General features: G+C 69.5%; 13 protein-coding genes. 2 read left to right on the plus strand and 11 right to left on the minus strand.

The window, feature by feature from the left end; translation table 11 throughout:
* Window positions 1–180: 180 nt before the first annotated feature.
* The 8 genes from ACFWTC_RS01210 to rfbB form a co-directional block, all read right to left on the minus strand.
* Window positions 181–2,832: an N-acetylmuramoyl-L-alanine amidase gene (locus tag ACFWTC_RS01210; RefSeq protein ID WP_384025888.1), complete on the minus strand. Its 2,652-nt coding sequence runs from the start codon at window positions 2,830–2,832 to the stop codon at window positions 181–183.
* A 209-nt stretch (window positions 2,833–3,041) separates the two neighbouring features.
* A complete protein-coding gene (locus tag ACFWTC_RS01215; RefSeq protein WP_383917708.1) occupies window positions 3,042–4,862 on the minus strand; it encodes a phospholipid carrier-dependent glycosyltransferase in 1,821 nt (606 codons plus the stop codon).
* Between the two features lie 6 nt (window positions 4,863–4,868).
* Window positions 4,869–6,167: a lipopolysaccharide biosynthesis protein gene (locus ACFWTC_RS01220; RefSeq protein ID WP_383917711.1), complete on the minus strand. Its 1,299-nt coding sequence runs from the start codon at window positions 6,165–6,167 to the stop codon at window positions 4,869–4,871.
* Window positions 6,168–6,192: 25 nt separating this feature from the next.
* Window positions 6,193–7,077 (minus strand): glycosyltransferase family 2 protein, encoded by an 885-nt coding sequence (locus ACFWTC_RS01225; protein ID WP_383917714.1) that lies wholly within the window; start codon window positions 7,075–7,077, stop codon window positions 6,193–6,195.
* A 10-nt stretch (window positions 7,078–7,087) separates the two neighbouring features.
* A complete protein-coding gene (locus ACFWTC_RS01230) occupies window positions 7,088–7,894 on the minus strand; it encodes a glycosyltransferase family 2 protein (protein WP_383917717.1) in 807 nt (268 codons plus the stop codon).
* Window positions 7,891–8,280 (minus strand): DUF2304 family protein, encoded by a 390-nt coding sequence (locus tag ACFWTC_RS01235; RefSeq protein WP_383917719.1) that lies wholly within the window; start codon window positions 8,278–8,280, stop codon window positions 7,891–7,893. The genes ACFWTC_RS01230 and ACFWTC_RS01235 overlap by 4 nt, the downstream gene beginning before the upstream one ends.
* Before the next feature lie 158 nt (window positions 8,281–8,438).
* On the minus strand, window positions 8,439–9,350 hold the full coding sequence (rfbD, locus tag ACFWTC_RS01240) for a dTDP-4-dehydrorhamnose reductase (RefSeq protein ID WP_384025885.1): 912 nt from the start codon (window positions 9,348–9,350) through the stop codon (window positions 8,439–8,441).
* Window positions 9,347–10,324, minus strand: a complete 978-nt coding sequence (rfbB, locus tag ACFWTC_RS01245; protein ID WP_383917725.1) for a dTDP-glucose 4,6-dehydratase — start codon at window positions 10,322–10,324, stop codon at window positions 9,347–9,349. Before rfbB ends, rfbD begins: the two co-directional genes overlap by 4 nt.
* Window positions 10,325–10,406: 82 nt before the next feature.
* Here rfbB and rfbA point away from each other — a divergent pair, with 82 nt between their 5' ends.
* Window positions 10,407–11,282 (plus strand): glucose-1-phosphate thymidylyltransferase RfbA, encoded by an 876-nt coding sequence (gene rfbA / locus ACFWTC_RS01250; RefSeq protein ID WP_383917728.1) that lies wholly within the window; start codon window positions 10,407–10,409, stop codon window positions 11,280–11,282.
* Window positions 11,279–11,878 carry a dTDP-4-dehydrorhamnose 3,5-epimerase family protein gene (locus ACFWTC_RS01255; protein WP_383917731.1) on the plus strand — a complete coding sequence of 200 codons (600 nt, stop codon included), beginning with the start codon at window positions 11,279–11,281 and terminating at the stop codon, window positions 11,876–11,878. The genes rfbA and ACFWTC_RS01255 overlap by 4 nt, the downstream gene beginning before the upstream one ends.
* Before the next feature lie 196 nt (window positions 11,879–12,074).
* Here the strand turns inward: ACFWTC_RS01255 and tuf are convergent, their stop codons facing one another.
* From tuf to rpsG, 3 genes are all read right to left on the minus strand, one after another.
* The gene (gene tuf / locus ACFWTC_RS01260; RefSeq protein ID WP_257554813.1) at window positions 12,075–13,268 is read right to left on the minus strand and encodes an elongation factor Tu; all 1,194 of its coding nucleotides are present in this window, start codon (window positions 13,266–13,268) and stop codon (window positions 12,075–12,077) included.
* 149 nt (window positions 13,269–13,417) lie between these two features.
* Window positions 13,418–15,547 (minus strand): elongation factor G, encoded by a 2,130-nt coding sequence (fusA, locus tag ACFWTC_RS01265; protein ID WP_383802546.1) that lies wholly within the window; start codon window positions 15,545–15,547, stop codon window positions 13,418–13,420.
* A 39-nt stretch (window positions 15,548–15,586) separates the two neighbouring features.
* Window positions 15,587–16,057 (minus strand): 30S ribosomal protein S7, encoded by a 471-nt coding sequence (gene rpsG / locus ACFWTC_RS01270; protein ID WP_267724764.1) that lies wholly within the window; start codon window positions 16,055–16,057, stop codon window positions 15,587–15,589.
* Between the last annotated feature and the right edge of the window lie 2 nt (window positions 16,058–16,059).

Here is a 16,059-nt window from a genome sequence, read left to right on the forward strand (position 1 = left end):
CTCAGCCGAGCAACTTGAGTAGTCTGCCATACGAGGCACGTACTGCGCCAATCGGGCCGAAGAGAATACCCCGCCACGCTGCGTGGTCAAACAGAAGCGGCGTGGGCACCACGCCGGGAGGCCCCGCACCGGACGGGTGTCCGGTGCGGGGCCTCCCACGTGCGTCGACGACCGCTTACCTCACTTGCCGAAGTAGCCCGTGATGTCGGCGATGAGGTCGACGGTGCCCGAGTGGTTGTAGAAGCCGACCTTCCCGTCCACGACCGGGACGATCACCAGGTTCGGAATCGTCCGGCCCGCCGTGAAGTTCAGGTTCGAAGCCCCGGGGCGGCTCATACCGCTGGGGAACACCGACACGAAGCTGTTCGCGGTCGGGTTCGTCGCCGTCACGTTCAGCACCACCGCCGTGACGCCGGTCTCCGGGATCCCGTCGACGCCCGCGACCTGGAGGACGACCTCGGTGCCGCCGGCGACCTTGGCCTGGAGGACGCCGAGGCCCTCACGGGTGTCCATGAGGCGCTTCGGCCCCAGGTTGGTGTGGGTCGAGCCGGTGGCGCTGTCCGAGAAGTAGCCGGTGATGTCGGCGATGAGGTCGACGGTGCCCGAGTGGTTGTAGAAGCTGACCTTCCCGTCCACCACGGGGACGATCACCAGGTTGGGGATCGTCTGGCCCGCCGTGAAGTTCAGGTTCGAAGCGGCGGGGCGGTCCACGCCCCCACCCGGATAGACCGACACGAAGCTGTTCGCGGTCGGGTTCGTCGCCGTCACGTTCAGCACGACCGCCTTGGCCCCCGCGACCGGGATGCCGAGGGTGACCGCGGTTCCGCCGGCGACCTTGGCCCGCGGCACACCCAGGCCCTCACGGGTGTCCATCAGGCGCGTCGGACCGTAGTTGGTCTGCGTGGCGCCCCCACCGCTCGACGTGAAGTAGCCGGTGATGTCGGCGATGAGGTCGACGGTGCCCGAGTGGTTGTAGAAGCTGACCTTCCCGTCCACCACGGGGACGACCACGAGGTTCGGGATCGTCTGGCCCGCCGTGAAGTTCAGGTTCGACGCCCCGGAGCGGTCCGTACCGCTGGGGAACACCGACACGAAGCTGGTCGCGGTCGGATTCGTCGCCGTCACGTTCAGCACCACCGCCGTGACGCCGGTCGCGGGTATGCCGCCGGCGCCCGCCACCGGGAGGCTGACCGCGGTACCGCCGACGACCTTGGCCCGTGGCACGCCCAGACCCTCACGGGTGTCCATCAGGCGTTGCGGGGCGACCGGGACGAACGTGATCGCCTTGACCTCCGCCACGACGGTGACCGGGAGGCTCGTGGACACCTTGCCGTTCGTGGCGGTCGCCCGGACCTGGAGCTGGTGGCTGCCGACGGCCAGCGTCGTCGACGCCGTGCGGGCGGTACCCGTGGCCGTGGCGACCGGCTTGTCGTCCACCAGCAGCTCGAACGTGCGCACCAGGGCGCTCGCCGTGCTGGTCTGGAAGCCTACGGAGACGGGACCGGGGGTCTGGAAGGAGGAGTCCGGCCGGACCGGGTCCCCGTTCACCGAGGAGACCTTCAGCCGGGCCGCGGGACCCGTGTTGCGCAGCGCGTCCAGCTGGGGGTAGAGCGCGTTGCCGGGGCACTGGGTGTTGAAGCCGTCGCGGTGGCCCGAGAGGGTCTTGAACTCGTAGGGCTGTCCGGCGGTGAAGTTCGTGTCGTGGAAGTTCTTCTGCGTGGCACCCGCGACCAGCGTCGTCGTGCCGCTCATGTCGCCGTCGTACTGGCCCAACTTGTAGGCGGCGACCTGGGAGACGGCTTCGAGCGCCGCGGCCGATGCCCCGGCGTTCGTGTAGTCACCGAGGACGGAGACGCCCGTCGACTCCGCGTTCCAGCCGTAGGAGTGCGCGCCCATCACGGGCTGGTCGACGCCGCCTTGACGGCCTTCGAAGACCGTGCCGCACTTGTCGACCAGGAAGTTGTAGCCGAGGTCGCGCCACTCCTGGACCTTCACGTGGTACTCGTGCAGACCACGGACGATGGCCGCGGACTCGCTGCACTCGTACGGCGCGGTGGCCGCGGTGTGGTGGACGAAGACCGCCTTGACCGTGCCCCCGGGGAGGTAGGTCGGACCCTCGTCGTTCAGAGTCTCGTCCGCTCCCCAAGCGACCCGCGAGACGACCTCGGGCTTGGGCGCGGTCGAGGTCGGTCCGGGGACCGTCGGGGGCTGGGCCGGCGTCGGCGGGACGGGATCCCCCGGGACCGGGTCCACTGCCGGGGCGGCGAAGGCCGCCGGTTGCGCCTTCAGGTCGTCCTTCTTCTTGGCGGGACCCGCGGAGCCCGGGTCCACCAGGTTCAGCGCGAGCCCGGCGGGGAGCGCGGTGCCGCCGGCGTTTGCGCCCACCCGGACCTCGGCCGCGTCCGACAGGCCGACCCAGACGGGCTCCGTGGCGCCGCGCAGCCCCGGACGCTTGCCGTCGAGGGTCGCCTCGGCCTGCTCCAGAGTGACCCACGCCGACCACTTGCCGGTCTTCACGCTGCGGGTACGGGCCTCGATGGCCCCGTCCTTCACGTCGGCCGCGGGATCGTTCCAGGAAACCCCCAGGAGACCGAAGGGCTGGGTGTCCTGCTGCGAGAGGACGGCCTTGCCGGGCCCCTTCGGCTTCAGCGCGAGCTTGTGGACCTTGCCCTCGACGGGGCCCTTCACCTTGGCGGGCGCGCTGTAGCGCTGCGCGCCGTTCTCGTCCAGAGAGTCCGTGCCGAATCCGTTGGCCGCGCCCTGGACACCGAGTACCGCCACGACACCGAGCGCGACGGCCAGAGCCGTACCGCGCGCGCGACCTAGTCTCAAGTTGTTTCCCCAACCCCTGTGATGCGAACTCACCAGGTGACAGCCCTGGTTCGCCGGATGTTACTGGTACGGATTCCCGGCCGGCCGGGCAGCCCCGGGCGCCGACGGCGGTGGGCGGCGGGAGCACCGCCTTTGGCCGGATTTGCCCCTGGTGACGCACGGGAGCGGCGGGTGCGTGCCCTCACGCTCCCGCCGCTCCGCGCCCTCGCTCAGCCGCGACGCCAGACGACGTACTGGTGCTCGCGGACCTCCCGGTCGATGTGCCAGCCCGGCGGCGCGTTGCGCCAGCTGTCGGTGGCGGGGGCCTTCGGGTCGAAGAGGTGGAGCACGGCGACGTCCGCCTCCGGCGGCGGAGCGTCGTTGTTGATCAGGGAACGGGTCCAGACCCGGCCGTCGAGCATCTCGAAGGCCAGCGTGACCCTCGTCTCCCAGCGGAAGGCCTGGTCCATCACCAGACGGTCGTCGGGCCGGATGCCGGACTCCTCGAAGAACCCGGTGCCGTCGCTGTGGCGCCAGCGGGTGCCGGGCTCGGTGACCCGTTCGGTGATGACGACGCTCCCCCAGCCGGCGAAGACCGCGAGCGCCACTCCCGCGGCCCCGGTGGCGAGCGCGATGCGGCGGCTGCCGCCCAGCAGCCGCAGCGACAGGAGGACCGCGAACACGATCAGGGCCACCGCGGTGGTGCGCAGGGCGTGGAAGCTGTCCCAGTCCCCCGACCAGCGGCTGGAGAGGAAGGTCGCGTCGGGCAGGCCCCAGATGATGAACCAGGACTCGCCGAACTCCCGGCCGGCCATGTGGAGCAGCACCGCCGTGAGCGCCAGGGTCACGCCGACGGCGGCGGCGCCCAGTCCGGCGATCTTCTTCCAGCCCCGTACGTGGTACAGCACCGCCGCCGCCACCAGCACGTACACCGCGACCAGCGGGGACAGGTAGCGGGCGTAGACGATGGTGTCGATCCTGTGGTCGTTGGGCAGGCCGGCGGCCGCGGCCAGGGCGATGCCGCCCAACAGCGCGACCATCAGGAAGGCCACCACGCGGTCGGCCCGGGTGGAGCGCGACCTGAACACCACGCACACGCAGACGACCAGCGCCAGCGCGCCCAGGCCCCAGGTGCTGGTCGCGAAGTACCAGATGTGGCCGATCGTCCGCATGAGCGTGCGGCGCATCAGCCGCGTGTTCTCCAGCGTCTCCAGGACGGCGTTGCCGACCTCGCTCGGCTGGGCGCCGTCGATCCGGGACATCAGCCAGGCGGTCATCATCTGCTTGCCGGCGAACATCACGGCCAGCACGCCCAGGGCCAGCGCGCCGGCGATGCGGGGTGCCCAGTTGAGGACCAGCGCCACCAGCAGCACCAGAGCGGTCAGCGCGATGATCACGCCGCCGCGGTCGTGGGTGAGCAGGCAGCCGCCCGCGGCGGCGGCGGCCATCAGGCCGAACCAGATCCGGCGGCGCCGGCCGCCCTCGGAGAACAGCCCGTGCATGCCGATCAGCCACAGCAGCACAAGGGCGGCCAGCGAGGTGTCGGCCATCGCGAACTGCGAGTAGAAGACCACCGGGGGCAGCAGGACCACGGCGGTTGCGACGACGTACGAGACGGCGCGGGAGACGTTCAGCCGGCGCAGCGCCCAGTACGCCAGCGGCAGCACCAGGCAGCTGATCAGGGCGTTGATCCCCATGATCAGGTGGTAGGCGTACACCGGCTCCTGGGTGATCCGCAGGGCGGGCGAGATCAGCAGGGAGTATCCGCCGGGGATGACCTGGTCGTTCGGGATCTCGGTCGTCGGCAGGCCCGCCATGATCCTGGCCATCACCAGGTACATCGACTCGTCCGGGCTGACGGTCGGGTAGTCCTGCTCGGTGACCAGCGACAGCCGGAACAGCACGTGGAGCACGTACCCCACGACGAGCGCCGACGGCATCACCCACCAGGCGTACCACCACCCCGGACGGGTGCGGCTGTCCGCCGGGGGGTCCCCGGCGGGCCGGTCGCTCTCCAACTCGGCGGGGGGCATGGGGGCCGGTCGCGTCATGACAGGTCAGACTTCCGTGAGATGGCCATTGGGTACCGGCGTGGCGGTGCGGCGTGGCACGGCGCCGCGCAGGGTCAGCAGCATCGAGGCGGCGGTGGCGAGCGAGCCGGTCGCGTAGGCGAGGCCGACCCGCACCGAGATGTCGCCGGGGAGCAGGGTGATGGCGAGCAGCACCGCGGTGCCGAACACCCAGCAGGCCAGTTGCGCACGGTGCTTGTGCAGCACCATCTGGGCCTGGCCGAGCACCATCGCCAGCATGTAGCAGGTGGTGCCGGCGGCGAACCAGAGGAAGTCGATGTGGCCGAGCTGTCCGGGCGCGGCGCCGAACAGGATTTCGATCAGCCAGGGCCCGATCAGCACGGCGGGTACACCGCCGACGGCACCGAGTCCGAGTACCACCAGACCGGCCTTGCGGACCATCCGGGCGAAGCCCGCCTGGTCGCCGCCGGCCACCACCGTGGACAGGCCGGAGAGCAGCGAGGCCTGGAGCGAGCCGAAGACGAACAACGGAACCCGGGCCAGTACCAGGGCGCTGAGCAGGGCCGAGATCAGCGCGGTGCGGGTCGGCTCGAGCAGCTGGGTGCTCATCACCGCCGCGTTGACCACGACCTGGGACAGCAGGGTGGAGGCGATCAGGGGCCCTAGGTCGCGGACGAGGTCGCTGGTGCGGATCGTGCCGCCGCTCCGTGCCGCCCGCAGGGTCGGGGGCAGCGTCACCAGCAGAGCGACGAGCGGCGCCACGACGAGGATCAGGCTGAAGGCGAGGGCCGAGTGCAGCCCGGCGGCGGCGCAGGCGAAGGCCAGCGCGATCCGCAGGCCGCCGTCGACCGCGAGCTGGGTGCCGTACGCGGTGAAGCGGCCGGTCCCGGCCAGGATGCCCCGGGTGAGATAGCACATGGCCATCCCGAGGAAGGCGCCGGCGAGCACGGTGACCAGCTGGAGGTCACCGTGGAACAGCCGGTCCGCGAGGGGCCGGGCGAAGGCGAACAGCGCGCCGAGCACCGCGGCGATGATCCCCGCGGTCAGCAGTCCGGCCTTCCGGAGCACCGGTGCGGCGCCCTCGCCGCGCACCGCGCGGGCGGCGACGATCCGGGTGAGCTCCTGCTCGATCGGGAAGAAGAGGCCGATCCCCACGGACATGACCACGGTCCACAGGACGGAGACACCGGCCATGTCGGGCTTGGAGAGGCTGTGGCCGGCCACCGCGAGGTGGATGTAGGAGGCGGCGCCCAACACGGCGGTGCCCCCCGCGACCATGGTGGTCCCGGGGGGCAGGGCCTTGAGCAGTTTCACGATCGGGTTCATCAGGGAGCTTTCGACGGCCGCACGCTCAGCGCGTGGCGTGGCGGAGCATGGCGCTGACACCGGGGCGGCCCGCGTTCTTCACGGCGCCGGGCAGCAGGGTGAGCGCGTGCAGCCGGGAGGAGAGGTGCAGTCGGGAGACCTTGGCCGCGCGCGGCCAGCCGTGTCGGTCCAGGCGGTCGGCGGTCTCCACGAAGAAGCGCTTGGCCTCCTCGAACCGGTGACCCGTGTAGGCCTTGGCGGAGGACTCGCTCGCCGCGTGTCGCCGGTAGCTGAAGCAGACCTCCGGAGTGGTGGCGAGGGTCTCCCCCGCCACCAGCAGGTCCACGACGAGGGCCAGGTCCTGGATCACGCCGAGGTCGGCACGGAAGCCGAACCGCTTGACCGCTTCGGTGCGCCAGCAGATCGACGGGAAGTACAGCCAGTTGCCGCGCAGCAGGCTGGCGGCCAGTTCCTCGCCGCCGAGCAGGGCGCGGCCCGGTCCCTTGGGGGCGTACAGCTTGCGCTTGGTCCGGTCGACGAGGGTGTCGAACGGCAGGCCGTCGGTACCTATCACCTGGACGCCCGGCTGGACCATCGCCGCGGCGGGCTCCCGCTCGACCGCCTCCCGCACCACCCGGAGGTAGTCCGGGTGCATGAGGTCGTCGCAGCCCATGAGTACCAGGTACTCGTACTCGGCCAGATCGACGCAGCGGTTGAAGTTGCCCGTCACCCCGAGGTTGCGCTCGTTGCGCAGGTAGCGGACCCGCGGGTCCGCGAGGGCCTCGAACCACTCGGGGACCCCCGGCTCGCGACCGTCGTCGACGACGGTGAGCCGCCAGTCGCCGCCGCTCTGGGCCAGGACGCTGCGGACCGCGTCCTGCATGAGCGCGACATCGCCGTAGTACGGCAACAGGATCTCGAAACGCGACATCGTTCCCCGCCTAGGCTTTGGTCAGTGCGCGGCCGAGCAGCTCTGCGGTGCGCTGCTGGGAGGCGGCGTACGCCGGGGAGCCGGGCGAGAACGCCTTGAGCTCCTTGGGCATCCGGCGGATCATCGCGAGCAGCAGCACCAGGCCGGCCCGGGTGAGGTAGACCATCGCCCGGAACGGCGAGGCGCTGGGGCGGCCGGTGGTGCGGGCCCGCATCGCCACGGGGACCTGGCGCACCGTGAAGCCGGAGCGGGCCGCGCCCACCATGGACTCGATGGTGTCGCCGAGGTACTCCACCGGGTACCAGCGGGCGAAGAACTCTATGAGCGGTCGGTTGCAGGCCCGGAAGCCCGAGGTGGTGTCGGTGAGCTTGGTCCGGGTGATCCGCGAGAGCACCACGGACAGCAGGGTCATCGCCCACTTTCGCGGGCCGCCCACCTGGTAGTCGCCGTCGCCGGCGAACCGGGCGCCTATGACGAGGTCGGCGTCGCCGGCGGCGAGCCGTTCCAGCAGCGCCGGCACGTACGCCGGGTCGTGCTGGCCGTCGGCGTCCACCTGGATCGCCACGTCGTAGCCGTGCTGCTGCGCGTAGCGGTAGCCGAGCCGCATCGCGCCGCCGACCCCGAGGTTGAACGGCAGCTGGGCGACGGCCGAACCGGCCGCGCGGGCCACTTCGGCGGTGTTGTCCGTCGAGCCGTCGTCGACCACCAGGGTGTCGACGTAGGGCAGTTGTTCCTGGATCTCACGCAGGACCGAGGGCAGGCCCTCCTCCTCGTTCCAGGCGGGAAGAATGATCAGAACACGACGACCGTCGTTCACGGGTTCACCTGTGCCTCAATGGTGGCGGGGTCCTCCGTGCGCTGCGGCGGCGTGCCGGGATAGCCGCCCTGCTGGACGAGGTGCGCCTTGATCAGCGCGACGTCCTCCGCGAGGGTGCGGGTCTCCGCTTCCAGCCGGCTGGTCTCCCAGCTGAGGTGCAGGCTGACCAGCAGGACGAGGACGAAGCCGACGAACAGCACGAGGCTCGCGCCCGACGCGACGCCGAGACGTCTGGCGGCCGGGTCCAGCAGGTCCGGCACGAAGCCGAGGGGCGCGACCAGCAGTCCGATGGCGAGCCATATCGCCGCGTACTTCTCTCGCAGTTGCTGGCGGCGCAGCAGTTCGAGGATGTACCCCAGCACCAGAAGACCGGTGATGGAGGTCATGACGGAGAGTTGCACAGCGGACGGCGCCTTTCGCGCGAAGGGGCCAACGTCTTTGTGGGACAAGCATATGGCACCCGAGGACGCCGACGGGGGCCCGGGAAGTCGCAGCCCAGGCCCCGCCGGATGACGTGCGTGTGGAGGCGGTCGGCCCCGTTCGCTCAGTCCTTCGAGGGCGGTTTCAGCAGGTCGGTGAAGGCCGGCCGGGTCAGCGCCTCGGCGAGCTGGACCTGCCACCCGGCCATGGGCTCCAGCCCGGCCGCCGACCAGCCGTCGTGACCAAGGACACTGAACGCCGGGCGGGCGGCGGGGCGTACGAACGCCTCGGAGGTGGTCGGCCGGATGCGCTCGGGGTCGAGCCCGCTCAGCCGGTACGCCTCCCGGGCCAGCCCGCACCAGGTGGTGCGGCCGCTCGCGGTGCCGTGGTAGACGCCCGCCGGGGCGCGGCCGTCGAGCGCGGCCGTGCCGAGCTCGACGAGGCGCGCGGCCAGCGCGCGGGACCAGGTGGGCTGGCCGTGCTGGTCGTCGACGACGTCGAGGGTGTCCCGCTGGGCGGCCAGCTTCAGCATGGTGGCGACGAAGTTCGGGCCGTGCTCCCCGTACAGCCAGGCCGTACGGACCACGTAGCCGTCCTGCGGCAGGAGTTCGGCGACGGCCTGCTCGCCGAGCAGCTTGCCGCGCCCGTAGGCGTTGACCGGGCCGGTCGGGGCGGACTCCGGGTAGGGCAGCGACGCGTCCCCGGGGAGGACGTAGTCGGTGGAGACCTGGATCAGGCGCGCGCCCGCCGCGGCGCAGGCCGCGGATAGGACGCGTACGCCGGTGCCGTTGACGGCGGTGGCGGCCTCCTCGGCCGTCTCGGCGCCGTCCACGTCGGTCCAGGCGGCGCAGTTGACGACCACGGCGGCGCCCTCGACGGCGGCCCGGACGGCCGCCGGGTCGGTGACGTCCAGGTCGGCGCGGCGCAGGCCGACGGCGTCGGCGCCGGCCTCTTCGAGCGCGGCCAGGACGTCCTGGCCGAGCATCCCGGCGGCGCCGGTCACCAGCCAGCGGGGGGTACCTGAGTTCGAGGTCACTTCTGCAGCGCCGCCTTCGCCTTCAGCGGTTCCCACCAGGCGCGGTTCTCGCGGTACCAGTCGATGGTGGCCTTGATGCCGTCCTCGAAGGTGACCTGCGGGGCGTAGCCGAGCTCTTCGCCGATCTTGCTGATGTCGATCGAGTAGCGCAGGTCGTGGCCCTTGCGGTCCTCGACCGGCTCCACCATGTCCCAGCCGAGGCCGGCGGCCTCCAGCAGGACGCCGGTGAGCTCCTTGTTGGTGAGCTCGGTGCCGCCGCCGATGTTGTAGACCTCGCCGGCGCGGCCCTTGCGCATCGCCAGGTCGATGCCGCGGCAGTGGTCGGAGACGTGCAGCCAGTCGCGGACGTTGCCGCCGTTGCCGTACAGCGGGACCTTGCGGCCGTCCATCAGGTTCGAGACGAACAGCGGGATGACCTTCTCCGGGAACTGGTAGTGCCCGTAGTTGTTGGAGCAGCGCGTGACCACCACGTCCATGCCGTGGGTGCGGTGGTACGCCAGCGCCAGCAGGTCGGAGGAGGCCTTCGAGGCGGAGTACGGGGAGTTCGGCACCAGCGGCCACTCCTCGGTCCAGGAACCCTCGCTGATCGAGCCGTAGACCTCGTCGGTGGAGATGTGGACGAAGCGGCCGACGCCGTGCTTGCGGGCGGCGTCCAGCAGGACCTGGGTGCCCACCACGTTGGTCAGCACGAAGGGACCCGCACCCGCGATGGAGCGGTCCACGTGGGACTCGGCGGCGAAGTGCACGACGACGTCGTGACCGGGCATCACCTGGTCGACGGCCTCGGGGTCGCAGATGTCACCCTTGACGAACGTGTATCCGGGGTGGTCGGCCACGGGCGCCAGGTTGGCTTCGACGCCGGAGTAGGTCAGCTTGTCGAAGACCGTGATCCGCGCGGACGCATCTGCGCCGAGCTGCTGCCGGACGAACTCTGAACCGATGAAGCCGGCGCCGCCGGTCACGAGGATGCGCATAATACGAAGAGTCTATCCGCCTGCCGAACGTCACAGGCACGTGGCTCCGCTCCCCCGGGCGCTCTCGCATAGGGTTCTCCCCATGCGTGGAATCCTTTTGGCCGGTGGCACCGGATCGCGACTCTGGCCGCTGACCCGGGCAGTCTCGAAGCAACTGCTGCCCGTCTTCGACAAGCCGATGATCTACTACCCGCTCTCCACCCTGGTGATGGCGGGCATCAGCGAGATCCTGATCATCACCACCCCGGAGGACCGCACCCAGTTCGAGCGGCTGCTCGGCGACGGTTCCCAGTTCGGCCTGCGGCTGGAGTACGCCGTCCAGGAGCGGCCGGAGGGCATCGCCCAGGCCTTCGTCCTCGGTGCGGACTTCATCGGCGACGACTCGGTCGCGCTGATCCTCGGCGACAACATCTTCCACGGCAGTGGCCTCGGCACCCGGCTCGCACAGCACACCGGGTCCAAGGGCGGCCGGGTGTTCGCGTACCCCGTGGCCGACCCGACCGCGTACGGCGTGGTCGAGTTCGACGACAAGGGCCAGGCCATCTCCATCGAGGAGAAGCCGGTCAAGCCCAAGTCCCGCTACGCGGTGCCGGGTCTGTACTTCTACGACAACCGCGTCGTGGAGATAGCCCGCGGGCTGAAGCCCAGCGCGCGCGGCGAGCTGGAGATCACCGCGGTCAACGACGCGTACCTCCAGGCCGGTGAGCTGAACGTCACGATCCTCGACCGCGGTACCGCCTGGCTCGACACCGGCACCTTCGTGTCGATGGTGCAGGCCTCGGAGTTCGTGCGCGTGATCGAGGAGCGCCAGGGCCTCAAGATCGGCTGCATCGAGGAGGCGGCCTGGCGGGCCGGCCTGATCGACTCCGCGCAGCTGCGCGCGCTCGCCGAGCCGCTGACGAAGAGCGGCTACGGCGACTACCTGCTGACCCTGCTCGACGAGGAGGCCGCGCGATGAAGTTCCGCGAGCTCTCCATCGAGGGCGCCTTCGAGATCACCCCGCAGCTGCACGGCGACCCGCGCGGCCTGTTCACCGAGTGGTACCGCTTCGACAAGCTGTCCGCGGTGGTCGGACACCCGCTGAACCTGGCGCAGGGCAACCTCTCGGTCTCCTCCGGCGGCGTGGTCCGCGGCATCCACTTCGCCGACGTGCCGCCCGGCCAGGCCAAGTACGTGACCTGCGTGCGCGGCGCCGTGCTCGACGTCATCGTCGACCTGCGGGTCGGCTCCCCCACCTTCGGGCAGTGGGAGGGCGTCAGGCTGGACGACGCCGACCGCCGCGCGGTCTACATCTCCGAGGGCCTGGGCCACGGGTTCTGCGCGCTCAGCGACGACGCCACGCTCTCGTACCTCTGTTCGGAGCCGTACAACCCGACCGGCGAGCACGCGGTGCACCCCCTCGACCCCGACCTGGCGATCGAGTGGCCGGCCGACGTCCCGCAGCTGTCCGCCCGCGACGAGGCCGCCCCCTCGCTGGCCGACGCCATCGCGACCGGGCTGCTGCCGGACTACGCTGCCTGCAAGGCGTTCACCGAGTCGCTCCGGGTGGTCTGACCCCCGCCACCGGCCCAGCCTTACATCGAAAGGAGGGCCGCACCCCCGCGCGGGGGTGCGGCCCTCCTTTCGTCGTACCCGGCGGTGTCCGTACCCGGCAACGCCGAAGGGCCCCGTCCCACCGCCGGAGCGGTGGGACGGGGCCCTTCAGTGCGACTAGGTGCCCGGTGAACGGGCTACCAGGTCAGAGCACGGACTAGGCCGTGATCTTGGTGACCTGGCCGGCGCCCACGGTACGACCACCCTCACGGATGGCGAACTTCAGGCCCTCCTCCATGGCGACCGGCTGGATCAGCGCGACCGTCATCTCGGTGTTGTCGCCCGGCATGACCATCTCCGTGCCGGCCGGCAGGGTGACGACACCCGTGACGTCCGTGGTACGGAAGTAGAACTGCGGACGGTAGTTGTTGAAGAAGGGGGTGTGACGGCCACCCTCGTCCTTCGACAGGATGTAGGCCTGAGCCTCGAACTCCTTGTGCGGGGTGACCGAGCCCGGCTTGATGATGACCTGGCCGCGCTCGACGTCCTCGCGCTTGATGCCGCGGAGGAGCAGACCGACGTTCTCGCCGGCCTGGCCCTCGTCGAGCAGCTTGCGGAACATCTCGATACCGGTGACCGTGGTGGTGGTCTTCTCTTCCTTGATACCGATGATGTCGACGGTCTCGTTGACCTTCAGGACACCACGCTCGATACGGCCGGTGACGACCGTACCGCGACCGGTGATCGTGAAGACGTCCTCGACGGGCATGAGGAACGGCTTCTCGGTGTCACGCGGCGGGGTCGGGATGGCCTCGTCGACGGCGGCCATGAGGCCGAGAAGCTTCTCGCCCCACTCCTTGTCGCCCTCGAGCGCCTTCAGCGCGGAGACGCGGACGACCGGAAGGTCGTCGCCCGGGAAGTCGTACTCGGAGAGCAGCTCGCGGACCTCGAGCTCGACGAGCTCGAGGATCTCCTCGTCGTCCACCATGTCGGCCTTGTTCAGGGCGACGACGATGTAGGGGACGCCGACCTGGCGGGCCAGGAGCACGTGCTCCTTGGTCTGCGGCATCGGGCCGTCGGTGGCGGCGACCACGAGGATGGCACCGTCCATCTGCGCGGCACCGGTGATCATGTTCTTGATGTAGTCAGCGTGACCCGGGCAGTCGACGTGGGCGTAGTGACGCGCCTCGGTCTGGTACTCGACGTGCGCGATCGAGATGGTGATACCGCGCTGGCGCTCCTCGGGAGCCTTGTCGATCTGGTCGAAGGCCGAAGCCTCGTTCAGGTCCGGGTACGCGTCGTGCAGCACCTTGGTAATGGCGGCCGTAAGGGTCGTCTTACCGTGGTCAATGTGACCAATGGTGCCGATGTTGACGTGCGGCTTAGTCCGCTCGAACTTCGCCTTCGCCACGGGGTCCTCCTGGAGAGTGGTTCTGTACGCCTTGCTCATCGGCGCCAGGTGATCTTTGCTGGATAGCCGGTTCCCCCGGGGCAGCGGGAGGGTGACTCCTGTTGCCCCAGAGGCTCCGGTGACAAGCCTAAAGCGTGTACTCGGAAGAGTTACTCGCCCTTGGCCTTCGCGATGATCTCCTCAGCGACGTTCCGGGGAACCTCGGCGTAGGAGTCGAACTGCATCGAGTAGCTGGCGCGACCCGAGGTCTTGCTGCGGAGGTCTCCGACGTAGCCGAACATCTCCGAAAGCGGCACGAGGCCCTTCACGAGACGAGCGCCGTGACGCTCCTCCATGGCCTGGATCTGGCCACGGCGGGAGTTGATGTCACCGATGACATCGCCCATGGACTCTTCGGGCGTGGTGACCTCAACGGACATCATCGGCTCGAGGAGCACGGGGGACGCCTTGCGCGCGGCCTCCTTGAAGGCCTGCGAACCGGCGATCTTGAAGGCGAGCTCCGAGGAGTCGACCTCGTGGTAGCCACCGTCGAGAAGAATGACGCGGACGCCCGTCATCTCGTAGCCGGCGAGGATGCCGAACTGCATGGCTTCCTGCGCACCCGCGTCGACCGAGGGGATGTACTCCCTCGGGATGCGGCCACCGGTGACCTTGTTCACGAACTCGTACGCCGGGCCGTCGGCCTCGAGGATGGGCTCGATCGCGATCTGCACCTTGGCGAACTGACCGGTACCACCGGTCTGCTTCTTGTGGGTGTAGTCGTGACGCTCGACGGTCTTGCGGATCGTCTCACGGTACGCGACCTGCGGCTTGCCGACGTTGGCCTCGACCTTGAACTCGCGCTTCATACGGTCGACCAGCACCTCGAGGTGCAGCTCGCCCATACCGCCGAGAATGGTCTGGCCGGTCTCCTCGTCCGAGTGAACGTGGAAGGAGGGGTCCTCCTCCGCGAGACTCTGGATGGCGACACCCAGCTTCTCCTGGTCACCCTTGGACTTGGGCTCGATGGCGACCTGGATGACCGGAGCCGGGAAGTCCATGGACTCCAGGATCACGGGTGCCTTGTCGTCACACAGCGTCTCACCGGTGGTGGTCTGCTTCAGGCCCATGACGGCGACGATGTCGCCGGCGCCGACCGCCGCGATCTCCTCACGCTTGTTCGCGTGCATGCGGTAGATCTTGCCGATGCGCTCCTTCTTGCCCTTGACGGAGTTCAGCACCGCAGTGCCGGCCTCCAGGCGGCCCGAGTAAACCCGGACGAAGGTGAGCTTGCCGAGGTGCGGGTCGCGCATGATCTTGAACGCCAGAGCCGCGAGCGGCTCGTCGTCCGAAGGCTTGCGCTTCACGACGACCTCGGCGTCACGGACGTCGTGGCCTTCGATGGCCTCGATGTCCAGCGGCGACGGGAGGTAACGGATGACGGCGTCGAGCAGGGGCTGAACGCCCTTGTTCTTGAACGCCGTGCCACAGAACACCGCGGTGATCGTGGCGCCGTTGCCCTTGCCCGAGCCGATGATGATGCGGCGGACGGCGGCGTGCAGCTGCTCGACGGAGGGCTCGGTGCCCTCCAGGAACAGCTCCATGAGCTCGTCGTCGTTCTCGGACACCTGCTCGATGAGCTTGGCGCGCCATTCCTCGGCGGCCTCGGTGTGCGTGGCCGGGATGTCGACGATGTCGTACATCTCGCCCTTGGTCGCCTCGGCGGACCAGACGAACGCCTTCATGGTGACCAGGTCGACAACGCCCTGGAAGTCCATCTCGGCACCGATGGGGAGCTGCATGACGATCGGGACCGCGCCGAGGCGCGACTCGATCATCTCGACGCAGCGGTGGAACTCGGCGCCGGTGCGGTCCAGCTTGTTGACGAAGCAGATGCGCGGAACGCCGTAGCGGTCTGCCTGACGCCAGACCGTCTCGGACTGCGGCTCCACACCGGCGACACCGTCGAACACGGTGACGGCGCCGTCGAGGACGCGGAGCGAACGCTCCACCTCGACGGTGAAGTCGACGTGACCCGGGGTGTCGATGATGTTGATGGTGTGGTCGACCTCGTCAAGAGGCCAGTGGCAGGTCGTCGCGGCAGACGTGATGGTGATACCACGCTCCTGCTCCTGCTCCATCCAGTCCATCGTGGCGGCGCCGTCGTGGACCTCACCGATCTTGTAAGACACACCGGTGTAGAACAGGATGCGCTCGGTGGTGGTCGTCTTGCCCGCGTCGATGTGGGCCATGATCCCGATGTTGCGGACCTTGGCCAGGTCAAGCGAAGTGGTAGCCATAAGGCTTCGGTCTTCTCTCGGTCTCGATGTGGGGTCGGACTACCAGCGGTAGTGCGCGAAGGCCTTGTTGGACTCGGCCATCTTGTGCGTGTCCTCACGCTTCTTGACGGCCGCACCGAGGCCGTTCGAGGCGTCGAGGAGCTCGTTCATGAGGCGCTCGGTCATGGTCTTCTCGCGACGGGCGCGGGAGTAGCCCACGATCCAGCGCAGCGAGAGGGTCGCCGCGCGACCGGGCTTGACCTCGATCGGCACCTGGTAGGTGGCGCCACCGACACGGCGGGACTTGACCTCGAGGGACGGCTTGACGTTCTCGAGCGCGCGCTTCAGCGTGATGACCGGGTCAGCACCGGTCTTCTCGCGGAGGCCTTCCATGGCGCCGTAAACGATGCGCTCGGCGGTGGAGCGCTTGCCGTTCATGAGGATCTTGTTGATGAGCGACGTCACCAGAGGAGATGCGTAGACCGGGTCGATGATGACCGGGCGCTTCGGGGCGGGGCCCTTACGAGGCATTC

The sequence above is a fragment of the Streptomyces sp. NPDC058619 genome (assembly GCF_042717785.1).
Taxonomy (GTDB): Bacteria; Actinomycetota; Actinomycetes; order Streptomycetales; family Streptomycetaceae; genus Streptomyces.